12 protein-coding genes and 2 pseudogenes are annotated in these 16947 nt (G+C 57.7%); 8 read left to right on the top strand and 6 right to left on the bottom strand.

Annotated features, from left to right (window positions below):
* Positions 1-368: 368 nt before the first annotated feature.
* Positions 369-1277 (top strand): hypothetical protein, encoded by a 909-nt coding sequence (locus CO656_RS28830; protein ID WP_097528059.1) that lies wholly within the window; start codon positions 369-371, stop codon positions 1275-1277.
* 278 nt (positions 1278-1555) lie between these two features.
* Here the strand turns inward: CO656_RS28830 and CO656_RS28825 are convergent, their stop codons facing one another.
* Positions 1556-3940: a hypothetical protein gene (locus CO656_RS28825; protein WP_144353251.1), complete on the bottom strand. Its 2385-nt coding sequence runs from the start codon at positions 3938-3940 to the stop codon at positions 1556-1558.
* A 254-nt stretch (positions 3941-4194) separates the two neighbouring features.
* Here CO656_RS28825 and CO656_RS28820 point away from each other — a divergent pair, with 254 nt between their 5' ends.
* The 6 genes and pseudogenes from CO656_RS28820 (at position 4195) to CO656_RS28790 (ending at position 9204) form a co-directional block, all read left to right on the top strand.
* Positions 4195-5247: a hypothetical protein gene (locus CO656_RS28820; RefSeq protein WP_097528057.1), complete on the top strand. Its 1053-nt coding sequence runs from the start codon at positions 4195-4197 to the stop codon at positions 5245-5247.
* Between the two features lie 136 nt (positions 5248-5383).
* A protein-coding gene (locus tag CO656_RS30430) for an IS630 family transposase (protein WP_179864860.1) occupies positions 5384-6326 on the top strand; the annotation gives its coding sequence in 2 pieces (ribosomal slippage) (positions 5384-5719 and positions 5721-6326; 942 coding nt in all).
* A gap of 194 nt (positions 6327-6520) precedes the next feature.
* Complete coding sequence (locus tag CO656_RS28805; RefSeq protein ID WP_179864859.1) at positions 6521-6916, top strand: hypothetical protein; 396 nt, start codon at positions 6521-6523, stop codon at positions 6914-6916.
* Between the two features lie 196 nt (positions 6917-7112).
* A pseudogene (locus CO656_RS28800) lies at positions 7113-7439 on the top strand (MFS transporter).
* Positions 7440-7561: 122 nt separating this feature from the next.
* Positions 7562-8476 carry a hypothetical protein gene (locus CO656_RS30045; protein ID WP_144353249.1) on the top strand — a complete coding sequence of 305 codons (915 nt, stop codon included), beginning with the start codon at positions 7562-7564 and terminating at the stop codon, positions 8474-8476.
* A 170-nt stretch (positions 8477-8646) separates the two neighbouring features.
* A complete protein-coding gene (locus CO656_RS28790; protein ID WP_097528052.1) occupies positions 8647-9204 on the top strand; it encodes a phosphoglycerate mutase family protein in 558 nt (185 codons plus the stop codon).
* A 47-nt stretch (positions 9205-9251) separates the two neighbouring features.
* On the opposite strand, the gene CO656_RS28785 is transcribed toward CO656_RS28790, so the two are convergent.
* From CO656_RS28785 to CO656_RS28760, 4 genes are all read right to left on the bottom strand, one after another.
* Positions 9252-10121: an SH3 domain-containing protein gene (locus tag CO656_RS28785; RefSeq protein WP_179864858.1), complete on the bottom strand. Its 870-nt coding sequence runs from the start codon at positions 10119-10121 to the stop codon at positions 9252-9254.
* 760 nt (positions 10122-10881) lie between these two features.
* On the bottom strand, positions 10882-11871 hold the full coding sequence (locus CO656_RS28775; RefSeq protein ID WP_097528051.1) for a hypothetical protein: 990 nt from the start codon (positions 11869-11871) through the stop codon (positions 10882-10884).
* 829 nt (positions 11872-12700) lie between these two features.
* Complete coding sequence (locus CO656_RS28765) at positions 12701-14227, bottom strand: S8 family peptidase (protein WP_158255711.1); 1527 nt, start codon at positions 14225-14227, stop codon at positions 12701-12703.
* Between the two features lie 58 nt (positions 14228-14285).
* Positions 14286-14606 (bottom strand): hypothetical protein, encoded by a 321-nt coding sequence (locus CO656_RS28760; protein ID WP_103452595.1) that lies wholly within the window; start codon positions 14604-14606, stop codon positions 14286-14288.
* A gap of 883 nt (positions 14607-15489) precedes the next feature.
* On the opposite strand from CO656_RS28760, the gene CO656_RS30040 reads away from it, so the two are divergent.
* Complete coding sequence (locus tag CO656_RS30040) at positions 15490-16122, top strand: hypothetical protein (protein ID WP_144353248.1); 633 nt, start codon at positions 15490-15492, stop codon at positions 16120-16122.
* Between the two features lie 251 nt (positions 16123-16373).
* Here the strand turns inward: CO656_RS30040 and CO656_RS28755 are convergent.
* Positions 16374-16869: pseudogene (locus CO656_RS28755) on the bottom strand (transposase); the annotation flags it as partial.
* Between the last annotated feature and the right edge of the window lie 78 nt (positions 16870-16947).

Below are 16947 nucleotides of genomic sequence, written 5' to 3'. Positions count from 1 at the left end.
TTGGCCTCCAGAGAGTTTTCTAGCGACCTCACTCTGCCACGGTGCAGACCGCTACTCACCCCTGATGGGATCTCAAGAGCTGTCTCTGAAATCGAGCAGGACCGAGCGTTTTCGATTGTTGAGCCTTCAGAGGTCAGTTGACACTTTCAGACTGAAATGAGCTTTTGCCAATCGGCCCAACTCATGCAGGCAGACATTGGCCGTTTATCCAATTGCGATGATTTGCAATTGGCACAACCCTGCCTTTTATGATGAGCGTGGCATTGATTTCACTTGACGTGAACTGGTCATCATAGCCACGTTAAAAGCGCAACTTGGTCTTGTGAGGAAGTGAACTACAATGGTCGCGGTGATCGGGAGGGAAAGTCATGCGTTTCATCTTGCTTGTTTTGACCTTTTTCGCCGGCATGGTCACGACGACTGCTGAGGGTTTTGCAGCCGAACAATGCCCGAGTGCAGCGCAGTGCCGCGAGACGCCGCCGGAAGGCAAGTTGATCCACAAAGCCAATAGCGCTGGGAATAGGATTTGGACCAGTCCATGCGGCCCCAATACTATCCCCAGTTCTGATGATCAAATCTGTCTCGAGATTGCCGCATGCCCTCAGGCCGGGGCTTTCGGAAAGTTTCTTAAGGCTGTATCGGGTCAGTGCAAGCAGAAGCATTTCAACGGTTACTTTGGCCTTGACGGCTTGACGTTTGGTATTCTCGATTGGACGTCTTCGAATATTCCCGGTGTGCTGAAGGCGCATGAGGCTCGCTCACCGTCTGAATACCAGCGTCTCTTCGGGACGCTGCCGACGAAGAACGGGTGTGTCGATACCGATTGGGTCTGCAAGGCCAACCGAGAGGCCGCTTTCATGTGCGACAGTGCATTGCGTAAAAACTTCACGTCAGCACTGGCGACCAGCGATTTTCGAAAAGCCGAAATGGACTATGCGTTGAAGCAATATGAAGAGCGTCTCAAGCGTTATGAATCGCTTGCTCTAAAGACGGAATATGGCAATACGGCCATGGCAGTCTTGGCGAATAATCTTAAGGGGACAAATGCGTGCAAGCCCTCGGTATGGAAGGCTGCCTGCAGCAAGAAGCCCACCGAACGCGAAGTGGTCGACTGCATGCTACAAAAATATATTGATGGCACGTGCAGGGGCAGCGTCAGAGGTTCGCGCGAACGGGTCAAGGTTATCAAAGCTTTGTTCGAGGGTGAGTCAGAGAGCACCATCATTCATCCGAAAATTTCGGAGGTGGAGCAATGCGTAACCAACTGGAGCCGTTAATCAAACGCTCTAATAAGGCGGGGCCAGGAAGCATGCCAAAGGACTGCTCGGCTGTTCGGAATAGCGCCGGGATGGTCGTGCGTGTTTGAAGAATGCTCAGCGGAAGCCGATACTGGGCGCGGCCAGCGGCCGAAGGTGCTCGGCGTCCAGTCATGCGGTTAGCCGACAAATGTGAATTGCAGGGCTGCGAGGTTTGACTTGGCTAACCGGCATCTCAACATCGCCGCTCTCGTCTACTTCTATGGAACCCTCTCAAACAGTGTTCACGAAATGGCGCCTCATGGCTTGAGCACGAATTCCTTCGGCACCTTGTGCCCGTCCGCCTTGAACTGGAAAACGAAATAGGGCGGAATGCAGAGACCTCTTTGGTCGCCCGCGCTGTTGTTCCTGCCGAGCCAGGCCTCGTCAGGCATCTTTTCGCCGAAGAAATCGATCGCCAGACGCTTGCGGTTGTTGGCGCTCTCCTCGACGGACATTCGGGCATCCTTGCGTCGTTTCGCGCGCTCGTCGAACTTGGTCTTGGCATTGTCGAGCGAGTAGCCCATCGGGCTCAGGCAGATATAATCGTCCCGGCAGGGATGGGCTGCGTCGCAGGCGCGGACCCCGGAATAGTTGGTGTAGATTCCAAAACAGTTGTCCGGTGTGCGCTCGCCCTCGCCGACCTCGTCCAGGCAGGGATTGAAGCCGCTCGCGGCGAGAAGACCGCATGTCGCCTCCTCTGGCAGGCCGACGCATTCGGACAGCCGCAGCGCGCCCGCGGGAAAACCGCCGGTAGCCTGCTCCCGCACCCGCCGGGCATGCTCCTCGGCCGTCTCCATCCTTGTCTTGCCTCCCACCGTTATCTTCATCGGGTCGAACCCGCCTCTACCTTCATAGGCCTCCTGGTGCGACGCTACATAGCTGTTGCCGACGGGGGCCGCAGGCGTGACGTGATCGGTCGAGATCGTCGTATCGCGCGGCAGATCGTCCTTGAGGTCGGGAACCTTCGGATTGCGGGTATATAGGTCTAAGCCGAATTTCTTCGACTCCACCTTTCCCACTTGCATGGGGTCGCCGATCTCCGTCACTCCGTCGGGACTGCTGCAAATACCAATACCCAGCTGGTTGCTGGACTGGAAGACGGACTTGCAGGCGAGAGGCTTGGCGCAACCCCATTGCCGCACGCCCTCCGGCGCCACGCCGTCCATCAGGCAGGTCGCGCCCCAGCCGCCAATCAGCTGGATGTCGAGATCCGCCACCATGTCGGACACGGCTTGCGGTCTTAGTGCCGCATAACTGTTCAGGGGGCGGGCCGCATAGCTTGTCGCAAGTTCCGGGAATGTCGGAATCTCCCCGCTCGCGATCTGCTCGAGAATCTTCATGCGGCGGAGCTGGTCGCCGAAGAAATGCGCCGAACCCGGCAGGAAGACCGCGTTTACCGGCGAGGTGCCCGGGCGATCCGCGCCCGGCAAGTGAAATCCCGCAATGGCGCGCGTTTGATGGCATCCGGAACAGGATGCCTCGTTGAGCCGGGTGCGGAATTCGAGCGCCGATCCGACATAGCCGAGCGTGTAGTCCTTTCCGTATTTCTTGAGCGCAGCGTCGATCTCCTTATCATCGATGATCTGTTCTGCCTTCGTGGGGGCGTTCCAGAACGGCTGGTTGCCGGACCGGCTGGCGCCGCCGGGCGAGATCGAAATCGCGCGGCAGGCAAGAAACTCCTGCGGTATGTTTAGCAAGCCGTTGTCGACGTCACCGATGGCATTCTTGCTCAGGAGATAATCGACCAGCGCCTGCCTGCTGATCTTCACGCCCCGCTTGTCCTCGCAGGTATTGTCGTCGGACGGCTTTCCCAGTAGCCGCGCCCGATCGATCTGGTTGGTCATGTAGCTCGGCTTCCAGCGCCCGCCATCCTTGCCCGGCGACCATCGGAACACCCTTATGACATAGGTGCCGAGCGTACCGAAGTCGGTGGTGTCGGCCCCGGCCGCCACCCTCGATCCCTGCATGTTCAGCTCGATCCGCTCGATATCCTCCGGCTTCAGCACGGACACCAGCAATTTCGCCTGCTTGACGAGGTCTGCATTGGAGGTCCCGTTCTTGAGACCTTGGGCGTAGTCCAGCCAACGCCGGGCGACGTCCTGACAGCTTATCGTCTTGGACCATGGCCGCGCCGGAAAGACCACGTTCATCGTCACGCGAAGCCGTGATCGATAGTCCCGCGTCCCGATTGCTGTACTCGGCAGCCGTCCTTCATAGGCGAATCGATAGATGGCGCTGATTTCACCGCATTCCAGGCGCTCGTTATGACCATCCACCTTGTCTCGGTTGAACTGCCGGTCCATGCGGTTGATGACGCCGACCAGCTCGATGCGCGCGCCGGGATAGGTCAGAAAACCTATGTGGAGGCTTTTGGCGTTGCTTCCACCGAATTCGATGTGCTTGGGCAGGGATTTCAGATCCGTCTCCACCGTTTCCAGCACTTTCTCGAAGACTGAAAGCTGGAACGGGTTCGATGCGAAATCCTTCTCTTTCATCATGGACCGGTCGTCCTTGAAGATGAGGCACTGGAAATTCAGCGAGCCCGCCTTGGCGCAATCACGGTCGTGGTGGTCGAGCTCCGCAAGAGTCACGGGGTCTATGATATAGGGTCCTATCAGCGGCGCCGGGATCGTCGCCGTCACTTGTTGCGCGGAGGCTGCGCCTCCTCTATCCGGCGCATAGGCCAGAAGCAGGGCGGACAGGATTATCGGAATGAACCGGACCGGCCAGTGGCGAAAGCATGCTGCAGAATTAAGCATATGTTCCCCCGAACGCGCGCAATGCCAAGTTGATATTTTGTCCTCCTACGTTATTGTCAAGCGGTTTGATGCCAGATTGAGTATGACGTTGCCTTCGCCTCGGCGATGCGCCCGGGTGCGTGAGATGGGGGAGTTTCATGTTCTTGTCGAGCCATGTCCGCATAATCGCGGCGGCGCTGGCGGCATCGGCGATCCTGGCCGCTTCCGTGGAAGCGGCTACGAAATGCCCAAAGTCCGTGCATGGCCTTCGCGTCCTCCCCGAAGGCGCCATCCTGATGCGAACCGAACTCGCGGTTAATCCCGACGGTACGGCAGCATCCTATGTGCCCGGCGATCACGGTTACACCTACGTGGCCAATGGCGTGAATCTCATAGACAAGGGTAAAAAGCGCAATTGCCTCGATAATTTCTCGCTCTGCCGCAAGAAATGGAAAGAAGCGGAGACCGCCGATTTCGCTCCGGGCTCACCGGAATTCTGCGTCTTCGCGCTGGAAGCCGTTCCTTACAAGGTGGGTGTCCCTCTATCGAGTTGCGAAGGTGACCGCTACGTCGTCGGTAATGGCAAGGGCAGACCGATGATGGGACCGAAAATGCCCGCATTCGACGGGACCGATGTTTCGACGTATTTGTCAACCACCTCCATGAAGCACACCGTCGACAAGAAGGCCGTCTATGTCGACTCCGCCGCCATCCCCGGATTGGTTGTCCCGCGAGGCCGCAGCAGTCTGCTCGGATCGCTCGCCTGGGTTCGCTATGGTGATCGGGAAGTGTTCGCCATCGTCAACGATACTGGCCCGAGTTTCGGCGAGGGCTCGGTCGCGCTGCATCAGCTGCTGCGCTATGGCGCAATCCAGCCCTTCCAGCCGATAGGACCGATCCCGCTCAATTTGCGCTGTGCGAAAGCAGAACGCGACCTCAAGGCGCCCTTCCTGTCGAAACCGAACGACGGAGAGGATGACCTCTGCAAGTCCGGCTACGACGCCGCCAGCGCATCCGACATTAGGGCCTATCATGGCATCGGCGGCGATGTCGTCACGATCATCCTCGACGGTGTGACGCCACCAATGACAAGCAAGCGACTGGTGGGAGAGGAACTGACACTAGAGAAACTCAGCCAATGGGTCCTCAAGGCTGGCTATACAAGCGACAAGCTGAATGAGATGGCAAACTGCCTTGAAATGAAGAAATAGGGGCCGCAACAGTCCTGCATGTGACCACCTGACTGAAGCAGCCTCTAGAGCACGCTTCGATTTTTCAGAATCGCAGATTCGCAAATCAGCTGAGATATGATTCTCTGTTCCTACCGGGAAAGGACGGCCGGCAGGGATGACCCAACCATATTCTGAAGATCTTCGCGAACGGGCGATGGCGCGCTTGAATGCCGGAGAAACGATACGATCGATCGCAGCAGCACTTGCGATCGCTCCCTCCTGTGTTTCGAAGTGGAAGAAGCGCCTTGCAGAGACCGGCGCTCTGACGCCAGGCCGCGTCGGCGGGCGCAAGCAGCGGACCTTGTCCGGCGAACGGGCCGACTGGCTGCGCCAACGCTGTCGATCCGGCCCGTTCACGACGCGGGGGCTTGTGGCGGAACTGGCCGAACGCGGCATCAAGACCGAGCGACGCGCCGTTTGGGTGTTCGTCCGGGCCGAGGGCCTGAGCTTCAAAAAAAACGGTTCTGCCGGCCGAGCAGACGCGGGTGGATATCGCCAGGAAGCGGTTGCGTTGGAAGACCCATCAACGGCGGATCGAAGCGCGGCGGCTGGTCTTTCTCGATGAGACCTGGATCAAGACCAACATGGCGCCCCTCAGGGGGTGGGCACCGCGTGGTCAACGCCTATGTGCCGCGGTCCCGCACGGGCATTGGAAAACCCTGACCTTCATTGCCGCCTTGCGCTGCGATCGCATCGATGCGCCTTGGGTCATCGACGGGCCGATCAACGGCGAGCTCTTCACCCTCTATGTCAAGAAAGTCCTAGTGCCCACGCTCGCCAAAGGTGACATCGTCATCCTCGACAATCTCGGCAGCCACAAGGGACAAGCCGTCCGTCGTGCCGTCCGGGCCGCAGGCGCGCACCTCTTCTTCCTGCCGCCCTACAGCCCGGACCTCAATCCCATCGAGCAAGTCTTTGCGAAGCTCAAGCACCTGAACAGGAGAGAACAGCCTCGCACAGTCGAAGCGACATGGCGTAAGGCTGGTGAAATGCTCGACTGCTTCTCGCCAGCCGAATGCGCAAACTACCTCACAAACTCAGGATATGCTTCTGTATGAAAGCAGCAGGCTCTAGCGCGTCGAAAGCCACCAAAAGTAATGTCCGCGACGGCCACTCACGGAGAAAGAGAAACATATGCCAATTGCGGGACGGGGTTGGGAACTTCACGTTGAGCGCCTCGGAATGCAGAAAAAAGGTGGGCTGACGCGGACCTATGGAACCTATCAGGTTTACATCAACGGCAACCCCGAGGATGGCCTTGCAGGCCATATGTGCGAGACCGTTGGCCCGGGTGACAATAGCAAGAAAGACAATTGAAGGCGCGTCGAAACCGGGACTTATCCGCTTTGGACGCAGTTCGGGGACAAGTTACAAGACAGTCGGCTATTCCGAATTTCTGCAGATACCGGCCAAGATCTACCTGCCCGGCGTGCTTCTGCGGGACACTGGCGCGCGAACCGGCATCCTTTTACATCCCGGCCATTCGCCAAATCTCTATCTCTCGAGCATCGGCTGCTTCAATCTGACCAAGCCGCTGGGATCGGCCGATAAAATGGACTTCTGGGAGAGCCGGGCCCGCGTGATCGCGATCATTGAGAGCCTGAAGGCCTTCAAAATGCGTTCCGCCGCAGCAGGTCGACGCGCATAGCGGATGTGGCGGTCGTCGCGGATGGCGAACCGAGAGGGGCGGTCAGGAACAATCCGCCGGCCGACGTCCCGATCGTGGCCCTCGCGACAACCGGCGATCCGCCGCCGCCTCCGGGGGGGCCGGCGGGCAGATCGGCCTTCTCACTCAAGCGCTCGATGCGTTGGAGCGCTCCGGCCGCCCTGTCGCGAAACTGCACGTGGATTTTCTGGATTCGACCAGTTTAGCGACGATCAACGTCGACTTCCATCCGTCCATAGCAACCGCCGCACTGGCCACCTTCTCCGAAGGAACTCAACCTCGACGACAAAGTGCCGACCCACAGCAATCCTGGGCTCTGATGCGCGACCTGCAGGATCCACAGCAATGGACCGAGACCTATCACACGCCGACCGGGGTCGATTACATGCACAACCACGTGCTGCATCAGGGTGAAGGGGGCACCCAATGCCAGGCGCATGATCGAGCGTCAGGTGATTCCGCCCGCCGCGATCTCTTTCATAAGACGCAACTGGATCAGCATTAGAAGCAATGTCGAGTTCCTGGGTTCCGGAGTGACAGCTGCGTAGCGCAAACGCGCGGCTTGTGTCGGATTTACCGCCTCCCGAATGGCTGCCTCGTTGGTTGAGCACGTTCTGTGAAAACCGAATGCAATCGCCGCATCAGGAATTGACGGACGGCGAGAAATACCTTCGAATACCCGCGAAAATTGTTTGTGTCAGTGACGCATCGATCCGAGGGGGAGGATCTCAATTGGCAATGAGACGAGTGCTCGCTATAGCGTTGAGCTGTTTCTTTCCGGCATTCGCACTTGCAGGGCCTCCCGAAGCGTGGCGAAAGCCTGCCGCCGACCTGGTCGCCTGGTTCGAGACATCGGGTGTTGGCTATGGAATGGTGACCCCAGATTTCGACTGCCAAGGCCTTTCCGCTGGTGTTCTGCAATGGAATGTGGGCAGGGGCTCTTTATGGGACAAATTGTTCTCAAAGGTGCCCGCCGAGACATTTGCTGTCTCCATGCCGACTTACGGTGCCGACTTCCGGGCCGCACTGGCGAAATCCAAAGCCGAGGTCCGCGGGTTCCAGACATTTGCTAACAAGAAGTCCTGCAGCGGCAATGTTCGTAAAGCTGCGTGGTCGACCGATGGTGTGACTTTCGCCAAGGAGGTTTCGATCCTCCTCAAGAGCGCGCCAGTCGTGGCCCTGCAACAGACTGCGCTTAACAACAAGCTCGATGGCGGTTGGCAATATGCGACATGGTGGGCCGAAGCAAAACGCGGCGCCGGCGCGACGCCAACCTATCTCGAATTCGCGACCTTCACCGATACGCTGAACTTCAATGGTACCTGGAAGGAGCAGGCGAACGCTTCGCTCGTTGAGAAGTTTCGCAAAGACCACACCAATGATGATGTGCTCAAGGAAAATCCTGGACTACTTGGCTGCGGCTCCAAAAGGCCAGTATCAAAGATCCGAGGCACGAAGAACGCCAGACTATGGAAAGATCAGTCCCTGGACGACGAAAGCTTGATCTCTTGGTTTTTGCCTATCTCGTGGCCACACACCTGACGAAGGAACACGCCGTGCCCTTCAAGCTCAATACGATCTCGCGACGCGGCGCCATCTTGTTCGGCGGCGGATGGGTCAATGGCGAGAATGTTCGGTTTCAATCGCCGCTACAGCAATAGATAATCTGCAGTCGCGTCGCAATCGAGCAGTCTCGCAAGGGAGAGTTGGAGATGACAATCACCGCACGCGTGAATGGTCTCATTCAGGTCTGTCTGGCCTTGGTCATAGCACTCACTTTCGCGATGGCTCTGCCTGCGAAGAGCGTCGCCGAAGACGAGGTGACCACGATTTACATCGTCAGGCATGCGGAGAAAGATAAGCTCAACCGGGGCGAGAAAGAACCGCCAGGCCCGGGCCTCACCGACGCGGGCAGGAAACGTGCGGAAACCTTGGCGGCGATAATGAAAGACGTGGGCGTGAAAGCGATTTACGTCAACGACTATCTGAGGACGCAGAAAACTGCCGAGCCGACCGAAAGAGATACCGGCGCCCCTGTGTTTCAGATTAAGGATCCGGCCGAGACCGTTAAACACGTTCTAAAGAACCATCGTGGTCAAACCGTCCTTATCGTGGGGCGGACGACAACGGTCGACGATCTCGGTCGAGCTTTGAAGGTCAGAATTCCGACGCTGCGAGAGACACAGTACGATCAAATGTTCATCGTGCGATGGACGGCAGGCAAATCCGAACTGGAAACCCGCAAATACGGCGAAAAATCGCCGGACTAATCTGACGGGAGCTCTTGAGCACCCGTCGGATTTGCTTCGTGACGGCGTCAATCCTTTTTGCGCCGCGCTGCACGGCGTGGCGCGTTCGCCGGCGCCGCTGGCGCCCCGTCGGCAGCTCCGTCGAGCAGTTTTTCGATTGCCGCCTCATCAATTGGTTCTTCGACACCTTCATCGGGGTGGTCCATTGTGGACGTCCCGAGAAAGGACGCAAATACGTAACCGTCGATCAGGCCATCTCCCTGGAGGTCGACGCGCGCCCACTCGCCATCGAGCCCCTGGATCGTGAGTGAGGTGCCCGCTTCAAGCAGTCTTGCCCGGTCGAAGGCAAGGCCTGGTCCCCTTCGCAGCCAAAGTCCATCACGCGCATTGACGGTCGAGCGAGATGCAGGCGGCGCGTCAGCTGACAATGCGAGCGCCGCCGACGTGAGAAAATCGTCAGCCGGATTATTCCATCCCTGGCGGGCCGCCGTCCGCAACCACTGTGGCGCATTGGCCGACAGCCCATCCTTGCCCCACACCAGTTTCTGTGTATCGCTCGTCGTTCGACCAAAGCCGACATGGATCGTTTTCGGCCCCATGTAATCGGTTGCAGCGCCGATCCCGTTGGCGCCACGGGCAGCGCAGGCCGTTATGAATGGTGCGACCTGGTCGCCATCGCTATTGGTGAATCTGAGCGTGGTGCCGTTCTTTATGAGTTGGAGATCGGCTGCCCTACCGTTGTCGTGCCTTGGTGAGCCGGTCCAACCGCATGGAACATCTTCCAGATGAGGCGCGTGATTGCTAGGTTGACCTCCCGATGTAATTACAATCTTGTCGATGCCGGTGGCTTGCGCAGCCAAGTCCAAAAGTTCCCGGAGATTATCGGCAATAGGACGGCAGCGGGTTGCATTCGACGGTGGTCCGACGATATCGACCATAGTTCTCCCCCCAGGTGAGTAATCACGTTCGCAGAATTGCATCCGCGCGTCATTTCTGCAACCATAAAGGTCAATTCGAAGGGGTTTCTGCCCGTTTGCGCCAGGTCCGTGAGGCGGTGGAAACGAGAACCGATCTCACATTCGATCAGTTCCGGCGAACGGTGCTCCTCGCGCGGGCGAGTTGGACGCCTTCCTGCTCGCCGCCGAGAGCGAAGGCGTGGAATTGCTCAAGAAGACACAGGTACCGGAATCTATGCAGCGATCTCTGCTCGCGTTCACGATGGCACGGACGCGCGACGAAGAATTGTCGAGCAATTGGAGCAGCGTCGAAAAGAAGTCAGGCTTCTTGATGACGAGGCCTGGCAGAGCCTGTTAGACGAGCAAAGTCAGCTTGCTTCGACCATTGCCCAGAAAGACGCGGAGCGCGGTCAACGCAGCGAGCGGTTGGATCCATTTCAAGCGCGTCACTGCCGCCCGCAGCGACCTCGCACGGGCTGAGCCTCAAGCAGTCGCAGCGCGACACGCGAGGCAGCCGCTGATGAGTATAAAAGCGACACTCCGCCGGAGATCAAAAGAGCTCGGACCGTCATCGCAGACCTCTCATTTCCTTCGTCAGGATCGCGGGGCCAGGGCACACTGCCCTGTGTCCAACTCGCCTTCGTTAGCGTCCCTCCATCTGGCCCTGATGGCCAGCCCAAGTCTCTTGCCTCTACCGCCGCATTCTTCGAAGCGGCGGTAGCATTCTTTTTGACACAGCAATTTACGCAACTGGCACGGCTGACAGTGCGTCGATAACTCTACTGAATTTCTTGGCGAGATCCTGAGACGCTGCTCGCTTGGGATGAAGTTCATCGTTCCAACGGTTTCCAACCACGTCCTTGAGGTGGACCACAGTGACGTTATCCTGCGCGCGTTCAACACGTTCAAGCATGTCGTAGAAGCGGTCAACGAGAAATGTGAGAATGGATTTGATGATGGTGGCATCTTGGGTAAGGCTAAAACCGCGTCGGGTGAAAGGTCCGCCCAGCCACACGCCGCCCTGGACCGGTCTCGGCACGTCGTAGCCATGCACAAGCATTTGCGTTCGTTTGGGGCTGGAAAGGATCGCTACGTCGCGCGCGATCTCGTTGTAGCCATCCTCGAGCTTGCGTACAGTTCGGTCAAGAATGTCCAGGCGAAGGAAGCTCCTCGGATCACTGGGTGTTCCGGAACTGCGGGATCTAAGCAATTGCGTGAGTGCGCCACCTCCCAGGACATCGTTTCCACCTCCTGAGAAGATGAAGAAGTCGAACGATGCGGATTTTACCAAGCTGCGGTAGTCTTTCTTCACCAGCATCTGCTCGAACGTGTCGCCCGGATAAGCCACGTTCGGCGCATAGTACTGGCCTTCGAGGATGTCGTAGAGGGTAGGGTGGTAGCCGGCCAATCCGGACAAGGGCCATAGAATGTTTATCCACGAGTCCCCGTCGCCGCAGATACGGACGGTAGATGTACGCGCTACGACAGCGTCGCGCGAGGCTGCCCCATAAAGCCGCAGTGCTTCCTCCTTCTGAAGATAGCGGTTCCTCCTGTCCTTTACGTGGTAGACAAGGCAGATGGCCGGATCCTTTTCCAGGATCACTGAAGGAGAGCTGTCGCTCGAAGGGGCGGAAGCTTCTATGGCATGGTTGCGTTTGACCGAAGTTGCGCCTTCCGTAGTCTTGTTTTGCGATTTCCGCCTCTGGATTGGTTTGAGATCGGTCTCCTGCATGTTTCTCCCCCTCTTTACATGGGGAACCACCAACGGTTCGCGTCACGGGTCCCATCCGGCATAGGCTGCAAGCAGCAAAGTTGGGCCATTGTGACCAGCGGACGGAAATGTCCGCTGGTTCGTTCGCATGTTGGGCCGGAAGCCATTGTGCCCCAGCACTGACATTCGGTCCTACAAAGCAGCGGAAACGTCCTGTCGCAACCGGTCGAGTTTTCCGAAGAATCTCTCGCCTGGACACTCCGTGCTCTTGCATTGACGGTGCCCGATTATGCTGTCTACAGACATACTGTATTGTGTGCATAGCCAAACGCATAGTTGAACCAGTGCGGTCCATTGCGCGGTCGTCGGCAGCCTTTCGATGTAAGTGCCCTCGTTTTCGATTCCGACAAACTCAGTGTTGCAGTTTTCCGCGTGCGCGCCCAGGACATGGCGCTGACCACTTCGGGCAGCTTCCAAACTGCGGTGACGACCCTCAAGAACATGGCCTCCTCGGCTGATTGTGAAATGCTGCCCCGTGTCGATCCAGCCTCTTTGACCCATGTGGAACGCTTGGATGTTGCGTGCGAGTTGTTTAGCGTGTGAAAGCGACCCGTCCGCCACGTTGGCGCTTGCAGTGTGGTGGATGACGATACCCGTGGGGCGCCGGTTCAAGAGAGAGATCGACTGACGCGGAGGGCGTGCGTTCCATGAGGCAGTTCCATGAATCATGGGCTGCGCCGCTTCAGCGGCTCCAATGGGGTGGAACACAGTGTCCGTGACCCTAAAAGCACTAAGGGTGTGGCGGCAACCGCAGTCGGCCGTAGAGCTCTCTACAGGGGCCCAATCATATCTAGACATTTTTCGCTCCCATCGATTTTTCAGAAGGCGCAGCCGATCGGCGTCCACGTGAACCGATCGCTGTAACGGCCGTGCCGCCTAAAGGCTGAGGCGGCTCGCTGACAAGTGTAGTCGCGGCTGCAACTGGCCTCGCAACGGCGCGCTCCGCGTGAACCAGACCACGCCCGTACTGATCAGGAGCGCCAAGCCGCGTGGCAGTCGCTTCAAGGTGTCGCTGAAGGGCAAGTGGTGTAAGGTCAGGATGTTGGCTGAGTACAATTGCCGCCACGCCGGATACGTGCGGTGTGGCCATGCTAGTGCCGTTCATCTCCCGGTAACCGTTGCCTAAATGGGTAGAACGGATTAGGACGCCGGGTGCCGACAAATCGACCTGCGGCCCGCGATTGCTGAATGGGGCCCTTCGGTTCTCGCGATCGGTTGCTGCGACTGCAATACATGCGTCATCGAACGCGGCGGGATAGGACACCGGCGCTCCATAGTCATTTCCAGCGGCGGCGCAAATAATCACGTTGCGCGAGCGAGCGTAAACGACAGCCCGGCGTAGGGAATCCGAAGCGGCACGGCTCCCTAAGCTCAGATTAATGACACGAGCTCCATTGTTGGCTGCCCAGGTCACGCCGTGCGCAACCGAGTCCCCACGCGAAAAACCGTCCCGCGCCAACACTTTGACTGCCAGTAGCCGGGCGCCGGGCGCCACGCCCACAACGCCGCGCGAGTTTTCCTTCAGCGCAGCGATTGTTCCAGCGACATGTGTGCCGTGGCCGTGGTCATCATTGTATGAATTGCTCCCCGGGATTAGGGTTGCCCCGCGAACAGGCTCCGCCAGATCCATATGAGGCGAGACCCCAGTATCTACCACGGCTACAAAAATTCCTTGCCCGGTGTAGCCCCGCCGCCAGGCTGCACGTGCGCCAATCTGGTCGATTCCCCAAGGGATATGTTCTCCCGTTGTCTCGCCTAGAAGGCCGGCCTCGCGGAATTCGATTTCTTCCATGCCGAATCCGGCACGGTCGAGACCCGAAACTTCTGGAATCGTCTGCAGGTTTGCGTCGAGCGCGGCGATGGCACGATAGATGGCCACGGGCTCCACGCCCTCGACCTCGTCATCGTTCTTGACCGCCGTCACGATGCTCTGGACGGCGTCTTCAACTGCTACACCGTCCTCCGGATATACGGACAGCACGCCGGTGTAGGGATTATAAATGGGCACGCCCTCTGGCGGGCCGATATTCGGATCAAGGTCATCGATCGAAAGGTAGCTTGCACCGGATGCTTCAGCCGCAATTCCCAAAGATGGCGCCACTGGCGCGACGCGGTCAACGATCCGACGCACAACATCGGTTGCGTTCTGTCGGTAATCCGACTCATACGTTTCAATACGCGCGAGCGCTTCTCGACGTACGCCCCGGTCGGGATCGGTCAATGCCGCTATCGTGTCGCTGCCAACCTGTTGTTCCAACGGGAACTTGAGCAGGATGTTAACCTGATCCTGCGCGCGGGAAAGTCCTGGTCTCGCCATTTGCATCCCTCCTTGTTGACCAATGCATGTCCCGTCACTTTGTGTGCATACGGGATCATCACTCCGCTCGGTAGTCGGGCGGAATCTCAACTTTCACTTCTGTACCCCCTGCCACTGATTGCGCCGACGCAGTAAGCGCATCCGTGCCGAGATCGGCTGAAACGGGCATTGTCAAAGTCCACGTCGAATCGTTGAGCACAGCGGCCATTTCTGGCGGCGCACCCTCGATTTCAGACAGCACTACGAAACTCCTGCTATGTTTAGGTTCCGCGACTTTGGATTTGGCTGGAGTCCTTCTCGCCAACCTCTCGACGAGCCGCTGTGCGAGCGCATGATACCGCTCGGGAGAGAGACCTTCCGGCAGGATCAGAGTGATCATGCGAAATCCCCCGGTCATCGTAGTCCTCTTGGTCAGATGGTGAGCGGGTTGGCCACGGCGAAGCTTCGCGGGCAGAGGGACCCGACCCACTTTTCGCCCCGACTTGCCGCTCTCTTCAAGCGGTGTAAACCGCATCAACGATCGCTGCGCCCGGCTTAACCACAGGATACGTCGGCTAAGCTCGGATTTGGCCAAGCGCGCGGACGCGTCGCCTCGCCGTTCACAATTTGGCTCGAACGAGATGTGACAGGAGAACGCACATATCAGACCCCCTCCCGCATTAGTACCTACTACTTACATTACTTCGGGAACCAGATTGGCGGCTACTTGAACCAGCCCCGCAGCCACCCAAGCTTATTTGCTTCAAACCGCTGCTATTGATGCTTAACCCTACGAAAACTTAGCGCGAGAGCACGCGCGCCAGCCCCTCCCAAAGGCCAGCTCAACGAGCAGTTTTCTCATGACACTAGTTGAGCGAGAAATATAATAGTTAAAGTTGCGAATTTAGCAATGGGTAAATTACGGCGTTCACATCAATCCTGACGCTGGACCCGCCATATCATGCCGCGAGTGCTTCAACGATTCCGACCGGGGAGGTAAGGGCTCGGAGCGCAACGGTCGACTGTAGGTTCCGGGTGCGGCTGCTGGACCAGGAGCGATGAAGCCGATAGAACGAGACGCAAATATCCTCACGCTCACGAGATAGTGCATCGAAGGCGATTTGAACGCCACCAGGATATCGGCGCGAAGGGAGAGCTTCCTAAATTAAATCCTGTGGATTGTTAAACGGAACATGCTACTTACTGGTGTCAATATACGGAAATGGTGCGATTGTACACCAAGTGATGCTGATGTAAGCATTATTCGTGTGGGGAGACTTATTGTGAAATCTACTCGCTTGCTCTCCCAATTTGCGTTGTTGCCTCTTTTACTGTGCGGATGCGTCAGTGGCGCTAGAGTTCACTCGGCGGAAGTTAAGATAGCTAACGAACAGACCTACCAAGGACGCTTAGACTATGCTGAGAAACTGGCGGAAAAATACATTGAGCTGGCGGACGAGGCGACCGGTGCGCAAGACGTTGCCGCGATGGGAATAATAACCGCAGCTGCTGTCGGTGCCGGTGGGCTACTATATGGTGCGCACGTGGACTTGCTTAAAGGCGCGGGACTTGCTGCGGGCACTATAACTGCGACAAGAGGGTATGCAAAGCCGGCGGAAACAGCAGGGCATCTATATAATGCGGCGGAAGCTTTGCTTTGCATCCAGAGTGTTGGAGTAAACTCACCGCAAGTAGAAAGTGCAAGGAGCATACTTAATGAAGGCATCAACAAGGTTCGAATAAACCTGAGACGGAATTTGGTACAGGATACGCCCAATTACGGAGAGCTGCTTAATCAAATCCGGGGTACGTACATTCAGAAAATTGAAGCAGCTGGGCAAGCTCGCGTGCTCAGCGTTGAAGAGGAGCTTCGTGAGAGAATAAATGAGTGCATTCTTACGAGTGTTTCCTCATGAACTCTTACAAGGACATCGTACTTGAAAGGGGACGGGAAACCTCTATCGTGATCTGGCCACGTTCAATTGAGATAACACGGTGGAAAGGCAGGTGCCGGGCATTCGACGGTTCGGTATCCTTCAAGGCTCGTCCACTCTCAGTCTCGGTATAGTCCCAAGCCGCACCGTTACCGGCGAGGTGCGGTATAAGCTGGCTCTGGAGCATGTTCTCGTTATGTGCTTTCAGAATCGAATGATGTATCCGGCCTTTATCAACCAAAGACAGCGACTGCTGATTTGACGATAATCCCACCGTCCGGACTTCTGCGCATTTGACGGCCGGTAGCAGCGCGAAAGACTTGCAGCAATTGCAGCGCCGGCGGCACCCGCGACCATAGGGTTTTCATGCGTTTCCCGCCATTTCGGCTCTTCCGCACCGCCTGGCCCGCAACAATTCGCTGTGACCAGCGGAAGCCTCATCAAGCAGGCATCGGGGTCGATCTGCGTTCCAGCGGCGCGCGCCGCTGCACGGAGTGAAAGCCCAGTCACCACCGCAGCACGCGCGTCACCGGCCGGAGTGCCGGGTGTGACGTCATCTGGTCGCTGCACCATCACCATGACAGGCGTCTTCTGGGTATTCGGCAGACCTTTTCGGCCTCGTCCAGGCGGTGGATCGTCCGGATTTATTCTCGGTCGCCCACCTAGATGAAAATGGTCGATCTCCACCGTGCCATCGAGCATGCGCTCGCGCGCCGCCATGAGACGCAGCTGACCTTGCCCCCAAGTTTTATCCAGTTTTGAGTTCGCTCCTGCGGTTTTGGGTTGCTGTATTTGGGGCGGTAGCGG

It is taken from the genome of Sinorhizobium sp. FG01, from assembly GCF_002531875.1.
GTDB lineage: Bacteria > Pseudomonadota > Alphaproteobacteria > Rhizobiales > Rhizobiaceae > Sinorhizobium > Sinorhizobium fredii_C.
Note: the sequence above shows the minus strand (reverse complement) of the source record. Positions and strands in the feature narration are given on the sequence as shown.

Bases quoted from the DNA above. Each gene is read 5' to 3' on its own strand.
- CO656_RS28830 (WP_097528059.1), top strand. From the start codon at position 369: ATGCGTTTCATCTTGCTTGTTTTGACCTTTTTCGCCGGCATGGTCACG.
- CO656_RS28820 (WP_097528057.1), top strand. From the start codon at position 4,195: ATGTTCTTGTCGAGCCATGTCCGCATAATCGCGGCGGCGCTGGCGGCA.
- CO656_RS28805 (WP_179864859.1), top strand. From the start codon at position 6,521: ATGGCCTTGCAGGCCATATGTGCGAGACCGTTGGCCCGGGTGACAATA.
- CO656_RS30045 (WP_144353249.1), top strand. From the start codon at position 7,562: ATGCAATCGCCGCATCAGGAATTGACGGACGGCGAGAAATACCTTCGA.
- CO656_RS28790 (WP_097528052.1), top strand. From the start codon at position 8,647: ATGACAATCACCGCACGCGTGAATGGTCTCATTCAGGTCTGTCTGGCC.
- CO656_RS28785 (WP_179864858.1), bottom strand. From the start codon at position 10,121: ATGGTCGATATCGTCGGACCACCGTCGAATGCAACCCGCTGCCGTCCT.
- CO656_RS28775 (WP_097528051.1), bottom strand. From the start codon at position 11,871: ATGCAGGAGACCGATCTCAAACCAATCCAGAGGCGGAAATCGCAAAAC.
- CO656_RS28765 (WP_158255711.1), bottom strand. From the start codon at position 14,227: ATGGCGAGACCAGGACTTTCCCGCGCGCAGGATCAGGTTAACATCCTG.
- CO656_RS28760 (WP_103452595.1), bottom strand. From the start codon at position 14,606: ATGATCACTCTGATCCTGCCGGAAGGTCTCTCTCCCGAGCGGTATCAT.